Raw genomic sequence first — 17,950 nt, forward strand, 5'->3', positions numbered from 1 at the left:
AGGAAACGGACGGACGGGAAAGTGGTGGCGCTCAGCGCGCCGCTGCTGCGCGCGTGACCGCGTCGATGGAGGCCGCGAGCCGCGCGGCGATCTCCTGCAGGTCCTGCCGGGTGGCGATGAAGGGCGGCGCCAGCAGCACGTGGTCGCCCTGGCGGCCGTCGACCGTGCCGCCGAAGGGGTAGCACAGCAGGCCGCGCGACATGGCGTCCTTCTTGACGGTGGCGTTGACCTTCAGCGCCGGATCGAAAGGCGCCTTGCTCGCGCGATCGGCCACCAGCTCGATGCCCCAGAAGAAGCCGCGCCCGCGGATGTCGCCCACGTGCGGATGCGCGCCCAGCGCCTCGGCCAGCATGCGGCCGAAGGCAATGCCGTCATCATGCACCTTGGCGACCAGGCCGTCGCGGCGGATCACCTGCTGCACCGCGAGCGCGGCGGCGCAGGCCATCGGGTGGCCGAGGTAGGTGTGGCCGTGCTGGAAGAAACCGCTGCCCTTGGACATGGCCTCCACGATGCGGCGCTGCGCCAGCACCGCGCCCACCGGCTGGTAGCCGCCGCCCAGGCCCTTGGCGACGGTCATCAGGTCGGGCACCACGCCCTCCTGCTCGCAGGCATGCAGCGAGCCGGTGCGGCCCATGCCGCACATCACTTCGTCGAGGATCAGCAGCACGCCGTACTTGTCGCACACCGCGCGCACCGCCTTGAAATAGCCCGGCACCGGCGTGAGCACGCCGGCGGTGGCGCCGCCGACGGTCTCGGCCACGAAGGCGATCACGCGATCGGCGCCCTGCGCGAGGATGGCCGCTTCGAGTTCGGCCGCGAGGCGCAGGCCGTACTGCTCGGCGCTCTCGTCGGCGCGCTGCTCGCGGTACGGGTAGCAGGGCGAGACATGCGTGGCCGGCACCAGGATCGGCGCGAAGGGCTCGCGGCGCCATGCATTGCCGCCCACGGCCAGCGCGCCCAGCGTGTTGCCGTGGTAGCTCTGGCGGCGCGCGATGAAGTGGGTGCGCTGCGGCTGGCCGATTTCCACGAAGTACTGCCGGGCCATCTTCAGCGCCGACTCCACCGCCTCGGAACCGCCGCTCACCAGGTAGACATGGCTCATGCCCTCGGGCGCGGAGCCGATCAGTTCATCGGCCAGCTGCTCGGCCACCTCGCTAGTGAAGAAGCTGGTGTGGGCGTAGGCCAGCCTGTCGATCTGCGCATGCATCGCGGCCATCACCTCGGGGTGCGCGTGGCCGAGCGACGAGACGGCGGCGCCGCCGGAGGCGTCGAGGTATTCGCGGCCTTCGGCGTCGCGGATGAACATGCCGTGGGAGCTCGCGGCAACGGGCGGGGTCTGGCGGAGGTGGCGGTGGAAGACGTGCGTCATGGCTCGGTGTTTGGAACTAACGTTTCCACCAAATTATTGTTTGGAACATTTGTTCCGTCAACTGCCGCGTTTTCCCTGCTCCGGTACATTTGTTCCAACTCAGCCAAGGAGACACACCGTCATGGGTGCCAAAGAGCAGATCCGCCAGCGTTTCAACGAACTGAGCCCCGCGCTGCAACAGGTGGCGCGCTACGTACTCGACCACCCGAACGAGGTGGTCACCGGCTCGATGCGCAACGTCGGCGCGCGCTCGCAGAACACGCCCGCCACGCTCGTGCGTTTCGCGCAACACATGGGCTACGAAGGCTGGCCGCAGCTCAAGGAAGCCTTCGCCGCCGAGATGGGCCTGGGCTCCGAAACCTACGGCGGCCGCGCCAAGCAGCTCGTCGGCCGCGCCAGCGACCAGACGCTGACCGGCGAAATGTTCGAAGTGCAGCGCCGCAATCTCGAAGTCACGCACCAGCAGAGCGGGTATGCGCTGCAGAAGGCCTGCGCGCTGATCGAGAAGGCGCCCGCCGTGCACGCAGCCGGTTTCAGGGCCTGCTTTCCGATCGCCTTCTCGTTCGTGTACGTGTACCGGCTCTTCCGCGCCAGCGTGCACCTGGTCGACGGCCAGGGCGGCTCGCTGGAGATGCAGCAGCGCGCCTTCGCCAAGGGCGACGCGCTGGTGGTGGCGAGCTTCGCGCCCTACTCGCGCGAAGCGCTGCAGGTGACGCAGGCGGCCAGGGCGGCGGGCTGCCGCATCGTCGCCATCACCGACAGCGTGGCCTCGCCGCTGTCGCTGCTGGCGGACGAGACGCTGCTCTTCACGATCAACAGCCCCTCCTTCTTCCCCTCGGTCGCGGCCGGGGTGGCGGTGACGGAAGCGCTGGTCGAGCTGCTGGCCAGCCGCGCGGGCAAGCCGGTGATCAAGCGCATCGACCAGGCCGAGGCGCAGCTTTTCGAGTCTGGGGCCTACCTCACGGCGCCGGCCACGCGTGGCGGCCAGGGGCCGGCCTGAGCCTCCGGCCGGCCTCCCCTCAGACCAGCGCCCGGGTGCGGGTCGGGTTCTTCTGGCTCAGGTAGAGCACCAGCAGATCGCGGTTGGAATTGATGTGGTCGCGCATGGCGGCCTCGGCGGCGGCGGCTTCCTGCCGGCCCAGCGCCTCGACGATGCGGCAATGGTCCGCGAACGCCTGCAGGGCCTGCTCGTGCTTGTGCAGCAGCATCGAGGCGTCGCGGTTGTGGGGGCGCAGCTTGCTGTCGAAGATGATCGGCAGCTGGCTGGCGCGCTGCACCGCCTCGGTGAGCCAGCGGTTGTCCGCCAGCGCCAGCAGTTTCTGGTGGAAGGCCAGGTCCAGGTCCTGCCAGCGGGCGGCGCGGCCTTCGGACCATTCGCCGGTGTGATGCAGCAACTCGTGCTGCTCGTCGAGCATGGCGGTCAGTTGCGACAGGGCCGCACCGTCGAGCCCGACCTCGCCGATCAGCCGGCAGCACATGCCTTCCAGCGTGGCGCGCACGCTGAAGGCGTCATGCACGTCCTTGGCATTGAAGCGGCGCACCTGGAAGCCCTTGTTGGGCAGGTAGACCAGAAGCCCCTCGTCCGCCAGACGTGCCATGGCGCCGCGAACGGGCGTGCGCGACACGCCGAGCTCGTTGGCCAGCGTTATTTCCATCAAATGGGAGCCGGGTGCGATTTCGCCATCGAAGATGCGGTCACGCAGGGTTTCGGCCACGGACAACGCTCGCGTCCGTGAAGGATCTGGGGGGGTCATCGAAAGTCGGGAACTGGGGGCGGCCGGAAGCAGGCCGCGCGGATGGTACGGCGGCGTACAAAAGCTTCATATCCCCTGTTTCCGTAAAAATTTTATTTCGGGACTTTTTCGATGATTACGCAGAATTTCTTAATTCTTGTAAACAGGCCTGCAGCCACAAGCGTTACCCCGCCCCGCCGGGCTCCAGCCCCCCCGAAATTTGGGCCGATTCCTCTCAGGATGCGGCTGTCCGGGCCGCCAGATGGATCGCGGCGCGGATGCGCGGATAGGTCCCGCAGCGACAAATGTTTCCGCTCATTGCGCTGGAAACGTCGTCATCGCTGGGTTCTGGCGACTTTTTGAGGAGGGCGCAGGCCGACATCAGCTGGCCGCTCTGGCAGTAGCCGCACTGCACCACGTCGACCTCGGCCCAGGCCCGCCGAAGGGCGTCGGCCTCCTTGCCCTTCAGCCCCTCGATGGTGGTGACTTCGCGGCTGCCCACCGCATCCAGCGGGGTGACGCAGGAGCGCACCGCCTCGCCATCGAGGTGCACGGTGCAGGCGCCGCAAAGCGCCTTGCCGCATCCGAACTTGGTGCCGACGAGCTGCATCTCGCCGCGCAGCACCCACAGCAGCGGCGTGTCGGGTTCGGCGTTGACGGTGACGGCCTTGCCGTTGACGGTGAGCGTGGTGGTCATCGCATGTTCCTTTCTTGTCTGTCTGGTTTCCGGCCGGTCAGGCGAGCTTGAGCGGCAGGCTGCGCAGCCGCTGCCCCGTGAGCGCGAACACGGCGTTCGCCACTGCCGGCGCTATCGGCGGCGTGCCGGGCTCGCCCACGCCGCCGGGCTCCTCGCCGCTGGCGGCGATCTCGACCTCGATGACGGGGCACTCGTTCATGCGCAGCGGCATGTAGTCGTGGAAGTTGCTCTGCTGCACCTGCCCCTTCTCGACCGTGATCTCGCCATGCAGCGCGGCCGAGAGGCCGTAGACGATGGCACCTTCCATCTGCTGGCGGATCAGGTTCGGGTTGACGGCCACGCCGCAGTCGATGACGCAGACCACCCGGTGCACCCGCACCTGCCTGTCCGCCGAGACCGACACCTCGGCCACCTGCGCGACGATGCTGCCGAACGAACGGTGGATCGCCAGCCCGCGCGCCCTTTTCGCGCCATCGGGCCCCGGCGCCAGTGGCTGCCCCCAGTTCGACAGCTCGGCCACGCGCCTGAGCACGCGCAGGTGGCGCTCGTCCTTCGCGAGCAGCGCGGCGCGAAACGCCACCGCGTCCTTGCCCGCGGCGGCGGCGCATTCGTCGATGAAGCTCTCCACGAAGAAGGCGTTCTGCGAATGCGCAACCGAGCGCCACACGCCCGTGGGCATGGCCGATTCCACCGGTTCGTGGGCGACGCGCGCGTTGGGAAAGGCATAGGCCGTGTTCCAGGCGCCGTCGGTGGTGGTGTCCATGAACGAGGGCGCGCCCATGCTCGAGCCGGCCGTCGTGGTCTGCCAGGCGACCAGCGCGCCCGCCGCGTCGAAGCCCGCCCTGCAGCGCGCCACGTAGGCGGGCCGGTAGAAGTCGTGCGCCATGTCCTCCTCGCGCGACCAGAAAAGCTGCACCGGAGCGCCGCCGGTCTCGCGCGCCAGCGTTGCAGCCTGGGTGACGAAGTCGGTGCTGTAGCGCCGGCCGAAGCCGCCGCCGAGGTAGGTCACGTGCAGCTCGACCTTGGCCGCGTCGATGCCCAGCGCCTTGGCCGCGGCATTGCGTGTGAAGCCCGGCGCCTGCGTGGGCGCCCAGACGGTGGCCTTGCCGTCCCTGAACTGCACGGTGCAGTTCATCGGCTCCATGGTCGCGTGGGCCAGGAAGGGCACGCGGTATTCGGCCTCGATGGTCTTGGCCGATGACCGGAACGCGGCGGCCACGTCGCCGTCGTTGAGTTGCGCGTTGCCGGGCTTGGTGCGCAGCGTCTGCGAAAGGCGCTCGATCATCTCGGCGCTCGAAAGGCTGGCGGCCGGGCCATGGTCCCATTCGATGGCGAGCGCCTTCACGGCGCGCATCGCGTGGTACGGCGTGTCGGCGATCACGGCCACGCCGCCCGGCGTGCTGCCGGTGCCGATGAGCGTGGCACCGACCGGCTCCAGCGCCATCACCTTGCGCACGCCCGGCAGCTTCTGCGCGGCCGTGGCGTCGAAGCTCGCGACGCGGCCGCCGGTGGTCGGACACATCGCGATGCTCGCGTACAGCAGGCCGGGCGGGAGCACGTCCAGGCCGAAGGTGGCGGAGCCGTCGAGCTTGGCCGCGCCGTCCACGCGCCGCACGGGCTGGCCGATGAGCTTGAAGTCGGCCGGCTTCTTCAGCGCCACCTGCGCCGGCAGCGGCTGCTGCGCGGCCTTCGGGGCCAGTTCGCCGAAAGTGGCGCTCTTGCCGCTGGCCTGGTGAAGCACCCGCCCGGCTTCGGCGCGGCACTCGGCCACGGGCACCTGCCACAGCGCGGCGGCGGCGCCCAGCAGCATGGTGCGCGCCGATGCTCCAGCCTCGCGCAGCGGCATCCACTGGTCGGTGATGCTCGAAGAGCCGCCCGTGCCCGAGAGCCCCGGAATCGAGCGCAGCAGCTTGCCGACCACGTGCTGCGTCGAGCGCTTCACCGCGCCCTCGTCGCCGGGCCGGAAAGGCAGCGCGTCGAGGATCGCCGCCTGGTTGTTGTAGATGGCGTCGGAGCCGGCCGTCTCCAGCCTGATCTGGTCGAGCGAAGCGCCCATCTCCTCGGCCAGCAGCATCGACAGCCCGGTGTGCGTGCCCTGCCCCATTTCCGACTGCGACATCATCAGCGTGACCGTGTTGTCGCTGCCCACCTTGACCCAGCCGTTGAGCGCGACCTGCCCCGGTGCAGCAGGCAAGGGCTCGGACGGCATGAGCCGCGGCGCGGCCGGCGTGGCCGACCAGCCGACGACGAGGGCGCCGACGGCCCCCACGGTGCCGAGGACGAAATGGCGGCGCTTGAGCTTGGGCATGGTGTGGTTCTCTCTCGTGGGGATCTGCGGGAACTCAGGCGGCGGCGACGATGCCGCGCCAGAAGGTTTCGAAGCCGGCTTCGCAGTAGCCGGCGCGCCCTTTCCTGGTCTTCGCCTGCGCGACGAAGACCATCGTGGTCTCGGCCATCGCGCCCAGCATCGCGCCGAGGAAGGGCAGCGGCTGGTCGCGTATCAGCCTGTTGCGGATGCACTCCGTCGCGAGCACCTCAAGCCGCAGGAACGGCGCCATGCCGGCCGCCTTGCTTTCATCGCTCACCTGGTCGGACACCTTGAGCTGCGACATCACCTTGAATTTCTCCGGGTTGTCGACGCCCCAGTACACGTAGCGGTCCCAGATGTGGCGGTACTTGGTCTTGGGGTCGGCTTCCTCGGGCCAGTCGGCGAGCATGACGTCGGCGAGTTCGGTCTTCAGCTGCCGATAGAGTTCGTTGACCAGCACTTCCTTGTTCGCGAAGTAGGTGAAGAGCGTGCCCTCGGCCACGCCGGCTGCGCGCGAGATGGCCGAGGTGGGCGTGCTCCACGCGCCCCGGCTTGCGAACTCGGCAATGGCTGCATCGAGGATCGCGTTGCGCTTGTCTTCGCTTCTGGGTCTGGCCATGGTGTAGGCTGCGGTCTTTATTGATTGAGTACGTGCTCAATTATAGAAACGCATTCCGGCGACTGGCAACCCGTGCCAGGACTGGCCCTGCTCTATCTGGCGAGGACCCAGGCGGCGATCTTCGCAACGACTTCCTGCTCGAGCCCGTTGAAGCCGTGATACGCCATGGCCTCGCACGGGTCGCCCTTGCTCTCCCCGCCCTCGAAGCTCAGCAGCTCCTTGCGCGGCGAGTTCCCCAGCTTGTCCATGAGCGCCGGCATGCTGGAGAACGCGCAGAGCGAGCAACCGTCCTGCTCGTGATGCACGACCAGCACCGGCACACGGATCTTCTCCAGCGGCATCGCGGGCACGGGACGCCCTTTGGGGTCGGTCAGGATGGTCGATGTCAGCACGATGCCGTCCGGCCCATCGGCGCCTGAAAGCTCGGTCGCGACATAGGCAGCCGACTGCGTGCCTCGGCTGGTGCCCACCAGCCACACCGGCACCTTGGACTGCTCCCGCATCCACGCGATCACCGCCCTGATGTCGGCCGCATGCTCCGGCTTCTGGCGAAAGCCGCTCAGGTAGGGCGGGCTCTGCCTGTCCGACGGTGCATCGACGACGGCGACCATGAGCCCCTGGTCCGCGAACTGCTGCCGCGTACGGACCAGGAAATTCCCGGCGCCCCAGTTGAACGAGCCGTTGGGAAAGATCTGCAGCCCGCCGTGCCCGCCCGCGAGCAGGATCACGGCGGCCTTCGGCGCGGGCGGCGAGAGCACGAGCATGCGCTGCGTCACGCCGGTCCGGGTGGGAATGTCGACCACCTTCTGCGTGGCCTGCGCCTGCACTGGCACGGCCGACGATGCGATCAGAAGGAGAAGAAAGAGAAAGCCCGCGATCCAGTACCTGGCCATGTTGCGCATCGACGATCTCCTTGAAGAAGGAAAGACGAGTTCCGGGGCCGCTTGCCGCAAGCCCGCATAATCGCGCCCTTTTTCCTTTTGGGGAGCGTCGGATGAAACTGGAAATCGCGCAATCCACACCGACCGCCGCGAGCATCGCGATGCTCGTGCAGGACCGCTACGGCCTCGGCGAGGTGGTCGAGAGCGAATTCCTTCGGCGCAGCTTCAATCAGGTCTACCGGCTGGGCCTTGCGGACGGGCGACGCGTCGTGGCCAGGCTCAGCGCCGAACGGCCGCGCGGTGCGCCCAATCTGCAGTTCGAGGCGGCAGCGCTGGAGCATTGGGCCGGAGCCGGCTGCCGCGTCTCGCGCTGCGTACCGACCGCCGGCGGCGAAATCGCCATCGAAGTGCCGCTGCCCGAAGGCCCGCGCGCGCTGATGCTGTTCGAGCACCTGTCCGGCGAGTTCACCGGCGACACGGCTCCCGACATCGAAACCTTCGCGCGCGGACTGGCCGCTCTGCATGCGGCGGGCGAAAGCTACGCCGGCCCGGAGAGCACCTACCGCCTGGACCTGGACTACCTCCTGATGCGGCCATTGCAGGGCCTGCTGCGCGCGCCGACCATGACCGCCGAGCTGCGCCCCCAGTTCGAGGAAATCGGCGAGCGCCTGCAAGCCGCCGTTCTGGCACTGGGCGAACTCAGCCACGTGCTCTGCCACGGCGACGCGCACGGCAGCAACAACTTCATCCAGAGCGATGCGCAAGGGCGGCGCGAGGCGGTGTTCTTCGACTTCGACGAAGCAGGCCCCGGCTACCTCGCCTACGAGCTGTCCGTCTATCCGTGGAACCTGTATCCCCGCACGGCCGATGGCGTTATGAGCGACAAAGCAGCGCAGCAGTGGCAGAACTTCATCTCAGCCTATCGCGAGGCGCGGCCCGTTTCGGACGCCGACCTCGCCGCCATCCCCCGCTTCATGGCTGCACGCCAGTTCTGGCTGCTGGGAGAGTACGCCGGCCGTATTCCCGTCTGGGGCTCCCAGGCGATGCCTACCGATTACCTCCGCCGGCAGGTGACCATGCTGCGCAAGTGGGAAACATTGGAGTTGCCACTCTAGGCGCGGCGGGGCCCCGGCAGGAACCCCTTCCCCGCGGCAAGGGTCCAAATCCTGTCGCGGCGCCTTGTCGCGACAGGAGGTAATGACCATGAAGCAAGTGAAGCATTGGCAAGACCCCGTCAACGCCGTCGCCGGCGCCTGGCTGATCGTCTCGCCCTGGGTTCTCGGCTTTTCGGGCATGACGGCCGCCATGTGGACGATGGTGGCGACCGGCATCGTGCTCGGCGCGGTGGCCCTGGGTGCGACCTTCGTGCCCCGACAGTGGGAAGAATGGACCGAAGTCGCGCTGGCCGCCTGGCTCGCCGTGTCGCCCTGGGTGCTCGGCTTCAGCGGCACGGAGACGGCGATGGTCAACGCGGTGCTCGTGGCCGCGGTGATCCTGGTGCTGGCGCTGTGGGTGCTGGTGACCGACAAGGACTACCTGGGCCACACCATCGACCGTCCGGCGCATTGACCTGAGCCGGGCCGTCCCCGTTCGGGACGGCAACGGCGGCCACGCCAGGCCGCCGTCAGGCACGGACGCTCACTGCCTGGTGGTGGGTGAAGCGACGGGCTGCGCCTGCGCGGCGCCATCCATCCACCCGGCCTGCCAGCCACCGCCCATCGCCTGGATCAGCGCGATGGCAGTGGTCTGGCGGTTGACCTGCAGCTGCACCAGCGTGCGCCGCGCGCTGAGCGCGGCGGCCTGTGCCGTGACCACGTCGGTGTAGCTCACCTGCCCGGCGCGGTAGCGGTTGAGCAGCTGCTGCTCGGTCTTGCCCGCCGCTGCCGAAGCCTCGCGGCGCAGGCCTTCCTGCTGCGCGAGCGTGGCGCTCGCGGTCAGCTGGTCTTCCACCGCCTGGAATGCCGTGAGCACGGTCTGGCGATAGCGCGCCACGCTGGATTCGTAGCCCGCCTTCGCCGAATCGACGTTGGCCGCGATCGCGCCCGCGTCGAACACCACCTGCGCCACCGACAGCCCCAGCCCCCACAGCGTGTTGGACGAGCTGAACAGATCCTTCACCCGGCTGACGTTGCTGCTGCCGACCGAAGCCGTGAGGCTGATGTTGGGGAAGTAGGCCGCGCGCGCGATCCCGATCTGCGCATTGGCCGCCGCCACCGAGCGCTCGGCCGCCGCGATGTCGGGCCGGCGCTGCAGCAGCGTCGAGGGCACGCCCAGCGGCACGCCGGGCACCGTGGGCGTCCATTGCGCGGCCGGCAGGTTGAAGTCTGCCGGCGCCACGCCGATCAGCGCCGCAATGGCGTGCTCATAAGTGGCGCGCGTGCGCTGCAGCCCCACGCGCTCGGCCTTGGCATTCACCAGCTGCGTCTGGGCCTGCAGCACGTCGGTCTGCGCGGCGATGCCGGCCGCGTAGCGGTTGCTCGTGATCTCGAAGGCGCGCTGGTAGCCCTGGATGGTCTCGTCGAGCAGCACGATCTCGGCGTCGGCCTCGCGCAGCGAGAAGTAGTTGGTCGCCAGGTCGCCGATGGCCGACAGCCGCGCCGCGGCCAGGTCGGCCTCGCTGGCCTGTGCGTTGGCCTGCGCGCTGCTCACCGCCTCGCGCAAACGGCCCCAGACGTCCGGCGTCCAGCTCGCGCCCAGCGATGCCGAGAAGCTGTTCGACGGGCTCGAAGTGCTGCTGCCGCCCACCGTGCCCGAGCGCTTGCCGCTGCCGTCGAGCGACACCGACGGGAACAGCGCCGCGCGCTCGCCGCGCACCAGCGCCTGGGCCTGCGTGTAGTTGGCCACCGCCGCGGCGATGTTCTGGTTCGACACCTGTACGCGCCCGGCAAGGTCGTCGAGCGTGGCGTCGCCGAAGAGCTTCCACCACTCGCCACGGTCGAGCGCATCGGCCGGCGCGGCGGGCAGCCAGCCCTCGGCGGCCTTCTGCTCCTTCCAGCCGGCCGATGCGGCAGTGGCCGGCTGCTCGTAGCGCGGGCCGACGGCGCAGCCCGCGAGCGCGAGCATGGCGGCCAGCGCGATCGCCGAGAGCGAAAGGCGGGAGGTGGAAGCAGAAGAAGAGGAAGGCAATGCGGTCATGTCGTTGTCGTTTCTCGCTCAGGCGGCCGTCACACGGCTGAGCTCGTGTTCGTTGGCGCTGCGGCGGCGCAGCTTGTCGAGCAGCAGGTAGACCACCGGCGTCGTCAGCAGGGTCAGCAACTGACTCGCGATCAGCCCGCCGATGATGGCCACGCCCAGCGGCCGGCGCAGCTCGGCGCCCTCGCCGAAGCCGATGGCCAGCGGCAGCGCGCCGAGCGCGGCCGCCATGGTGGTCATCAGGATCGGGCGGAAGCGCAGCAGGCAGGCCTCGCGCACCGCCGCCAGCGGCGTGAGCCCGCGCGAGCGCTCGGCCTCCAGCGCGAAATCGATGATCAGGATGGCGTTCTTCTTCACGATGCCGATCAGCAGGAACACGCCGATCAGCGCGATGATGGAAAACTCCATGCGGAACATCAAGAGCGCCAGCACCGCGCCCACGCCGGCCGAAGGCAGCGTCGACAGCACCGTGATCGGGTGCACCAGGCTCTCGTACAGGATGCCCAGCACGATGTAGATCACGATCAGCGCCGCCAGGATCAGCATTGCCTGCTGGCCCTGCGACTGCTGCGCGCTCGCCGCCGTGCCCGCGAACGCGCCGCGCACGTTGGTCGGCATGGCGATGTTGGCCTCTGCCTTGGCGATGGCCTCTCGCGCGTCGCCCAGGTTGGCGCCTTCGGCGAGGTTGAACGAGATGGTCGTGGCCAGCTCGCCGTCTTCGTGGCTCACCGAGGTGGCCACCGACTGCTCCTCGAACTTCGCGACCGCCGACAGCGGCACGAGCGCCGTGGCCGTGTTGCTCAGCACGTTGCCCGTCGATGCGTTGCGCAGCGCGGCGTTGGCCGACACCGGCACGGTGGCCGCGGCGGACGAGGACGAGGACGAGGACGAGGACGAGGACGAGGACGAGGACGAGGACGAGGACGAGGACGAGGACGAGGACGAGGACGAGGACGAGGACGAAGAAGAAGACGACGACGACGAACTCGACGAGGAAGACGACGATGAGGAAGTGCTGCTCGCCGCCACCTGCGTGGTCACCGTCTGCCCCCCCACCACCGATGTCCTGGTGGCCGGCACGTACACGTCGCTCAGCGAGTTCGGGCTGCGCGTGTAGCGCTGCGCCCACTCCATCACCACGTGGTACTGGTTCAGCTCGGTGTAGATGGTCGCCACCTGCCGCTGGCCGAAGGCGTTGTAGAGCGCGTTGTCGATGGCTGTCGATGTCAGCCCCAGCCGGCGTGCGCTGTCGGGGTCGACCTTGGCCACCGTCTCTACGCCGTTCTGGTCCTGGTCGGTGTCGATGTCCGTCAGCACCGGCTGCAGCTTCAGCTCGTCGGCCAGCTTCACGGCCCAGGTGCGCAGGTCGGCCACGTTGTCGCTCTTGAGCGTGTACTGGTAGGTCGAGTTGCTGGCGCGGCCGCCCGAGCGCACGTCCTGCACCGTGCCCAGGAACACGCGCAGGCCGGTCACCTGGTTGAGCTGCGGGCGCAGCCGCGCGATCACGGCCAGGCCGCTGTCCTTGCGCTGGTTCGCCGGCTTCAGGTTGACGAACATGAAGCCGCCCCCTGCCCGGCCCGCGCCGGTGAAGCCCACCACGGTGTCGACAGCCTCGTCCTTGCGGATGATGTCGACGACCTGCCGCAGCTTCTCGGCGAGCGCCTGCGACGAGATGCTCTGGTCCGCGCGCAGGCCGCCGTTGAGCTGGCCGCTGTCCTGCTGCGGGAAGAAGCCCTTGGGCGCGGCGCTGAACAGATACACGTTGAGCCCGATCACCGCCACCAGGATCACCATGACCAGCGCCTTGCTGTCGAGCGCCCAGTCCAGGCTGCGCTCGTAGACCCTGAGCATCCAGTCGTAGCTGCGCGCCGCCATGCGGCCGAGGCGACCTTGCGGCTTGTTCTTGTCATGCTCGCCGCCGGGTTTGAGCAGCCAGGCGCACATCATCGGCGTGGTGGTCAGCGAAATCACCAGCGAGATCAGCACCGCCGCCGAAAGCGTGACCGCGAACTCGCGGAACAGCCGCCCCACCTGCCCGCCCATGAACAGCAGCGGAATGAACACCGCCACCAGCGACACGCTGATCGACAGCACCGTGAAGCCCACCTCCTTCGCGCCCAGCAACGCCGCCTTCATGCGCGTCATGCCCGACTCGATGTGCCGGCTGGTGTTCTCGAGCACCACGATGGCGTCGTCCACCACGAAGCCGGTGGCCACCGTGAGCGCCATCAGGCTCAGGTTGTTGAGGCTGAAGCCCAGCAGGTACATCACCCCGAAGGTGCCCAGCAGCGCCGCCACCGTCGCCACGGCAGGCACGATCGTCGCGCGCACGCTGCGCAGGAACAGGCTTACCACCAGCACCACCAGGATGACGGAAATGACCAGCGTGAGCTCCACCTCGCGCAGCGAGCCGCGGATGGAATTGGTGCTGTCCGACGCCACCTGCAGCGTCACGTCGGGCGGCAGCTGCGCCTGCAGCTCCGGCAGCAGCGCCCGCACGCTGTCGACCGTCTCGATGATGTTGGCCGAAGGCTGCCGCGTGATCAGCACGATGATCGCCGGCTCGCCGTTGAACAGGCCCAGCGTGCGCGTGTCCTCCACGCCGTCGACCACCTCCGCCACGTCCTGCAGCCGCACCGCCGCCCCGTTGCGCCAGGCGATCACCATCGGCGCGTAGTCGCTCGCGCGCAGCGCCGGCGTCTGCGTGTAGATCTGCAGCTTGCGCCCATCGCCCTGCACCATGCCCTTGGGCCGGTTGGCGTTCGAGGCCTGGATCGCGGCGCGCACGTCCTCGGTGCTGATGCCGTAGCGGTTCAGCGCGAACGGCAGCAGCTCGATGCGCACGGCGGGCAGCGAGCCCCCGCCGATCTCCACGTCGCCCACGCCGTCCACCTGCGACAGGCGCTGGCTGACGATGTTCGACACGGCGTCGTAGATCTGGCCTGGCGTCTTGGTCTTCGACGTGAGCGCCAGGATGATGACCGGCGACGCCGCCGGGTTGGCCTTGCGGTAGGTCGGGTTGCTGCGCAGCGTGGCCGGGAGGTCGATGCGGCTGGCGTTGATCGCGGCCTGCACCTCGCGGGCGGCGCCGTCGATGTTGCGGCTGAGGTCGAATTGCAGCGTTACGCGGGTGGAGCCTACGGAGCTGGTGGACGTCATTTCGTTGACGCCTGCGATGGTTCCCAGGTGGCGTTCCAGCGGGGTGGCTACGCTGGTGGCCATTGTTTCGGGGCTGGCTCCGGGGATCGAGGCTCTTACGGAGATGACTGGGTAGTCGACTTGGGGGAGTGGGGAGACTGGGAGGACGAAGAAGGCGGCTATGCCGGCCAGGGCTACTCCGATGGTTAGCAGGACCGTGCCTATGGGGCGGCGGACGAAAGGTAGGGAGAGGTTCATTGCTGCGCTCCTTGCGGAGGGCAGAGGCCGGGTCTCGGCCCGGCGGCCGACTCACTTTCTTTTGCTTCGCCAAAAGAAAGTAAGCAAAGAAAAGGCGACCCCACTGTCTGCGACCCTCCGCTTCGCTGCGGGCAACCTGCGGTGCTCGCGTTTCGCGGGGTCTCGCAGAACTCGCTTCGCTCAAACAGCTGCGAGCCCTTATCCGCGAAACGCTGCGCTCCTCGGCGCAGCCAGAGGGGTGGGGGGACGCTCGGGCCTTTGCTTCGCTCGGCCTCCAAGGCACGGCAGGCGCTTCGCGCCTGCCGTGCTTGGAATGGATCGTTGGGTTTGTTCAGGCCACGGGAATCTGATGCGCCGCCGAGTGAAGCGATGGCCAGTGTGGGCTGTTCAGTCGCCGAGCGCAGCGATGGCGCGTGTCGCTCCCTTCTGGCTGTGCCGAGGAGCGCAGGCGCAGGAGGGATAAGGGCCGCAGCTGTTTGAGCGAAGCGAGTTCTGCGGACCCCCTCCTGCGCCGAGCACCGCAGGTTGCCCGTAGCGAAGCGAAGGGACGCAGACAGTAGGAGTAGGGTCGCCTTTTCTTTGCCTACTTTCTTTTGGCGAAGCAAAAGAAAGTAGGTCGCCCGCCGGGGCGAGACCCGGCCCCGGAAAACCAAACGGCAAGAGGCAAAAAAGCTCAAACCGCCTCCTCCTCAATCTCAACCCGCCGAGCACTCCCCCCACCCAACCGATCAAACGCCAGATAAATAACCGGCGTAGTGAACAAGGTAAGCAGCTGACTGACGATCAGCCCCCCAAAAATCGCCAGCCCAAGAGGACGCCTCAACTCAGCCCCATCCCCAAAACTCAACATCAACGGCACAGCAGCAAACAGCGCCGCCAACGTAGTCATCAAGATAGGCCGGAACCGCAACAAAGCAGCCTGGTGAATGGCCTCCCGAGGAGACTTCCCCTGAGTCCGCTCTGCATCGATCGCAAAGTCGATCATCATGATCGCGTTCTTCTTCACGATGCCGATCAGCAGAATGATCCCGATGATCCCGATCACCCCCAGGTCATTGCCCGTGATCATCAGCGCCAGCAGCGCCCCCACCCCAGCCGAAGGCAGCGTGGACAGAATCGTCAGCGGATGCACATAGCTTTCGTACAGCACCCCCAGCACGATGTACACGCACACCACCGCAGCCAGAATCAGCCACAGCTGGTTGGACAGCGACTTCTCGTAAGCACCTGAAGCCCCAAGGAAAGTCATCGTCACGCTGCTGGGCAGCCCGATGTCCTTCGCCGCCGCGCGGATCGCATCGACCGAAGCTCCGAGCGAAACGCCGGGCGCGGTGTCGAAGTTCAGCGTGCTCGCCGGGTACTGCGCCACGTGCGTGATCTGCAGCGGCGCCTGCTGCTCGCTGATCTGCGCGATGGCCGACAGCGGCGTCGCGGTGCCCGAGCCAGCGATCAGGCTCAGTTGCCCGAGCGTCTGCGGCGTGTTCACCATCCCGGGCTGGGCCTCCAGGATCACGCGGTACTGGTTCGTCTCGGTGAAGATGGTCGAGACGATGCGCTGGCCGAAGGCGCTGTAGAGCGCGTCGTCCACGGTGCTCGCAGTGATGGACAGCCGCGCAGCCGTGTCGCGGTTGACGTTCACGAAGGCCGCCAGGCCCTGTGCGCCGGCGTCGCTGCTCACGTTGCGCACCTTGTCCGATTCCTGCAGCTTCGCCACGAGCTTCTTCATCCACTCGGTGATGGCGGCGCTGTCCACGCCTTCGAGCGACATGCGGTACTCGGTGGGGCCGGTTTCGGCGTCGATGGTGAGGTCCTGCGTGGGCTGCAGGTAGAGCGTGACGCCCGCCACCTGCCGCACGCGCTCGCGCAGGCGGTCCATCACGACCTGCTGGCTGTCGCGGTCCTTCACGAGGTTGATGAGCATGCTGCCGGTGTGCAGCATGGTGTTGTTGGCGGCGTCGACGCCGACAAAAGAACTGAGGTTCTCGACCGCCGGGTCTTCGAGGATGGCCTGCGCCGCCTGCAGCTGCAGCTGCGACATGCGGTCGAACGACACGTCCTGGGCGGCCTGCACGCGGGCCTGGAGCTGGCCGGTGTCCTGGGTGGGGAACAGGCCCTTGGGGATGGTGAGGTACAGCACCACGGTCAGCACCATGGTGAGCAGCGCGACCAGCAGCGTGAGCGCCTGGTGGTCGATCACCCAGTGCAGCGAGCGGTCGTAGCGCACCATCACGCCGCTGAAGAAGCGCTGGGCGCGCGCACCGAAGCCCTTGTCCGAAACCTGCTTCTTTTCTTCGTGCTTGAGCCAGCGCGCCGACATCATCGGCACCAGCGTGAGGGAGACGACCGCCGAGATCAGGATGGTGATGGCCAGCGTCACCGCGAACTCGCGGAACAGGCGCCCCACCACGTCGCCCATGAAGAGCAGCGGGATCAGCACCGCGATGAGCGACACGGTCAGCGAGATGATGGTGAAGCCGATCTGCGTGGCGCCCTTGAACGCGGCCTGCAGGGGTTTCTCGCCCTCCTCGATGTAGCGCGCGATGTTCTCGATCATCACGATCGCATCGTCCACCACGAAGCCGGTGGCGATGGTCAGTGCCATCAGGCTCAGGTTGTTGAGGCTGTAGCCCAGCAGGTACATCAGCCCGAAGGTGCCGATCAGCGAGATGGGCACCGCGATGCTGGCGATGACGGTGGCGCGCAGGCTGCCCAGGAAGGCGAAGATCACCAGCACCACGAGCACCACGGCCAGCACCAGTTCCATCTCGACGTGCTGCACCGAGGCGCGGATGCCGGCGGTGCGGTCGCTGAGCACTTCGATCTTCAGCCCGGCGGGCAGGCCGGCCTGCAGCTCGGGCAGCTGCTTCTTGATGGCGTCGACGGTGGCGATCACGTTGGCGCCGGGCTGGCGCTGCACGTTCATGATGATCGCGGGCGAGAGCTTGCTGGTGCCGTCGGCCTTGTTGCCGGCCCATGCGGCGAGCTGGTTGTTCTCGGCGCTGTTGACCACCTGCGCCACGTCGACCATGCGGATCGGCGCGCCGTTCTTGTACGAGACGATCAGGTTCTTGTAGTCGTCGACCGTCATCAGCTGGTCGTTCGAATTGATCGTGTATGCACGCTTCGGTCCGTCGAAGCTGCCCTTGGCGCCATTCGAATTGGCCGCCGAGATCGCCGTGCGCAGCGTGTCCAGCCCGATGCCGTTGGCCGCCAGCGCCTGTGTGTTGGCCTGGATGCGCATGGCCGGACGCTGCCCGCCGCTGAGCGACACCAGACCCACACCAGAGACCTGGCTGATCTTCTGCGCGAGCCGGGTGTTGACCAAGTTCTGCACGTCGGTCAGCGGCAGCGTGTCGGAGGTGATCGACAGCGTGAGCACCGGCGCGTCGGCCGGGTTGACCTTGGCGTACACCGGCGGCGCAGGCAGGTCGGCCGGCAGCAGCGAGCCGCCGGCGTTGATGGCGGCCTGCACTTCCTGCTCGGCCACGTCCAGCGTCTGGCCCAGCGAGAACTGCAGCGTGATGATCGACACGCCAGCGGCGCTGGTCGAGCTCATGCGGTCCAGGCCCGACATCTGGCCGAACTGGCGCTCCAGCGGCGCGGTGACGGTGTTGCTCATGACCTCGGGGCTGCCCCCGGGGTAGAGCGTCTGCACCTGGATGGTCGGGTAGTCGACCTGCGGCAGCGCCGACAGCGGCAGGAAGCGGAACGCCACCAGGCCGGCCAGCACGATGGCGACCATCAGCAGCGAAGTCGCCACCGGCCGGAGGATGAACGGACGTGACGGGCTCAACGCGGGGCCTCCGTACTGCTGA

The 17,950-nt window shown here is 68.0% G+C and carries 12 protein-coding genes; 3 read left to right on the forward strand and 9 right to left on the reverse strand.

Going from position 1 to position 17,950, the window contains the following annotated elements; translation table 11 throughout:
- Positions 1 to 31: 31 nt before the first annotated feature.
- Positions 32 to 1,369 carry an aspartate aminotransferase family protein gene (locus AC1VNX_RS22065; protein WP_483159435.1) on the reverse strand — a complete coding sequence of 446 codons (1,338 nt, stop codon included), beginning with the start codon at positions 1,367 to 1,369 and terminating at the stop codon, positions 32 to 34.
- Between the two features lie 121 nt (positions 1,370 to 1,490).
- Between AC1VNX_RS22065 and AC1VNX_RS22070 the strand changes: the two genes are divergently transcribed.
- Positions 1,491 to 2,369: a MurR/RpiR family transcriptional regulator gene (locus AC1VNX_RS22070; RefSeq protein ID WP_483159437.1), complete on the forward strand. Its 879-nt coding sequence runs from the start codon at positions 1,491 to 1,493 to the stop codon at positions 2,367 to 2,369.
- A 19-nt stretch (positions 2,370 to 2,388) separates the two neighbouring features.
- Here AC1VNX_RS22070 and AC1VNX_RS22075 read toward each other — a convergent pair whose 3' ends face one another.
- The 5 genes from AC1VNX_RS22075 to AC1VNX_RS22095 all read right to left on the reverse strand — a co-directional run bounded on the left by AC1VNX_RS22075 (position 2,389) and on the right by AC1VNX_RS22095 (position 7,628).
- A complete protein-coding gene (locus AC1VNX_RS22075) occupies positions 2,389 to 3,084 on the reverse strand; it encodes a GntR family transcriptional regulator (protein WP_483159439.1) in 696 nt (231 codons plus the stop codon).
- Positions 3,085 to 3,337: 253 nt separating this feature from the next.
- Positions 3,338 to 3,799, reverse strand: a complete 462-nt coding sequence (locus AC1VNX_RS22080; RefSeq protein WP_483159442.1) for a (2Fe-2S)-binding protein — start codon at positions 3,797 to 3,799, stop codon at positions 3,338 to 3,340.
- Positions 3,800 to 3,836: 37 nt separating this feature from the next.
- Positions 3,837 to 6,107, reverse strand: a complete 2,271-nt coding sequence (locus tag AC1VNX_RS22085; RefSeq protein WP_483159444.1) for a xanthine dehydrogenase family protein molybdopterin-binding subunit — start codon at positions 6,105 to 6,107, stop codon at positions 3,837 to 3,839.
- Positions 6,108 to 6,141: 34 nt separating this feature from the next.
- The gene (locus AC1VNX_RS22090) at positions 6,142 to 6,726 is read right to left on the reverse strand and encodes a TetR/AcrR family transcriptional regulator (protein WP_483159446.1); all 585 of its coding nucleotides are present in this window, start codon (positions 6,724 to 6,726) and stop codon (positions 6,142 to 6,144) included.
- A gap of 92 nt (positions 6,727 to 6,818) precedes the next feature.
- Positions 6,819 to 7,628, reverse strand: a complete 810-nt coding sequence (locus AC1VNX_RS22095) for an alpha/beta hydrolase (RefSeq protein WP_483159448.1) — start codon at positions 7,626 to 7,628, stop codon at positions 6,819 to 6,821.
- Between the two features lie 92 nt (positions 7,629 to 7,720).
- On the opposite strand from AC1VNX_RS22095, the gene AC1VNX_RS22100 reads away from it, so the two are divergent.
- A complete protein-coding gene (locus AC1VNX_RS22100; RefSeq protein ID WP_483159450.1) occupies positions 7,721 to 8,722 on the forward strand; it encodes a phosphotransferase enzyme family protein in 1,002 nt (333 codons plus the stop codon).
- A gap of 88 nt (positions 8,723 to 8,810) precedes the next feature.
- Positions 8,811 to 9,176, forward strand: coding sequence for an SPW repeat protein (locus AC1VNX_RS22105; RefSeq protein ID WP_483159452.1), 366 nt, complete (start codon positions 8,811 to 8,813; stop codon positions 9,174 to 9,176).
- A gap of 69 nt (positions 9,177 to 9,245) precedes the next feature.
- On the opposite strand, the gene AC1VNX_RS22110 is transcribed toward AC1VNX_RS22105, so the two are convergent.
- The 3 genes from AC1VNX_RS22110 to AC1VNX_RS22120 form a co-directional block, all read right to left on the reverse strand.
- On the reverse strand, positions 9,246 to 10,742 hold the full coding sequence (locus AC1VNX_RS22110) for an efflux transporter outer membrane subunit (protein ID WP_483159454.1): 1,497 nt from the start codon (positions 10,740 to 10,742) through the stop codon (positions 9,246 to 9,248).
- Positions 10,743 to 10,760: 18 nt separating this feature from the next.
- Positions 10,761 to 14,135 carry an efflux RND transporter permease subunit gene (locus AC1VNX_RS22115; protein ID WP_483159456.1) on the reverse strand — a complete coding sequence of 1,125 codons (3,375 nt, stop codon included), beginning with the start codon at positions 14,133 to 14,135 and terminating at the stop codon, positions 10,761 to 10,763.
- Positions 14,136 to 14,808: 673 nt separating this feature from the next.
- A complete protein-coding gene (locus tag AC1VNX_RS22120; RefSeq protein ID WP_483159458.1) occupies positions 14,809 to 17,928 on the reverse strand; it encodes an efflux RND transporter permease subunit in 3,120 nt (1,039 codons plus the stop codon).
- Positions 17,929 to 17,950 lie beyond the last annotated feature (22 nt).

The sequence above is a fragment of the Variovorax sp. TLI9-5A genome (genome assembly GCF_056867935.1).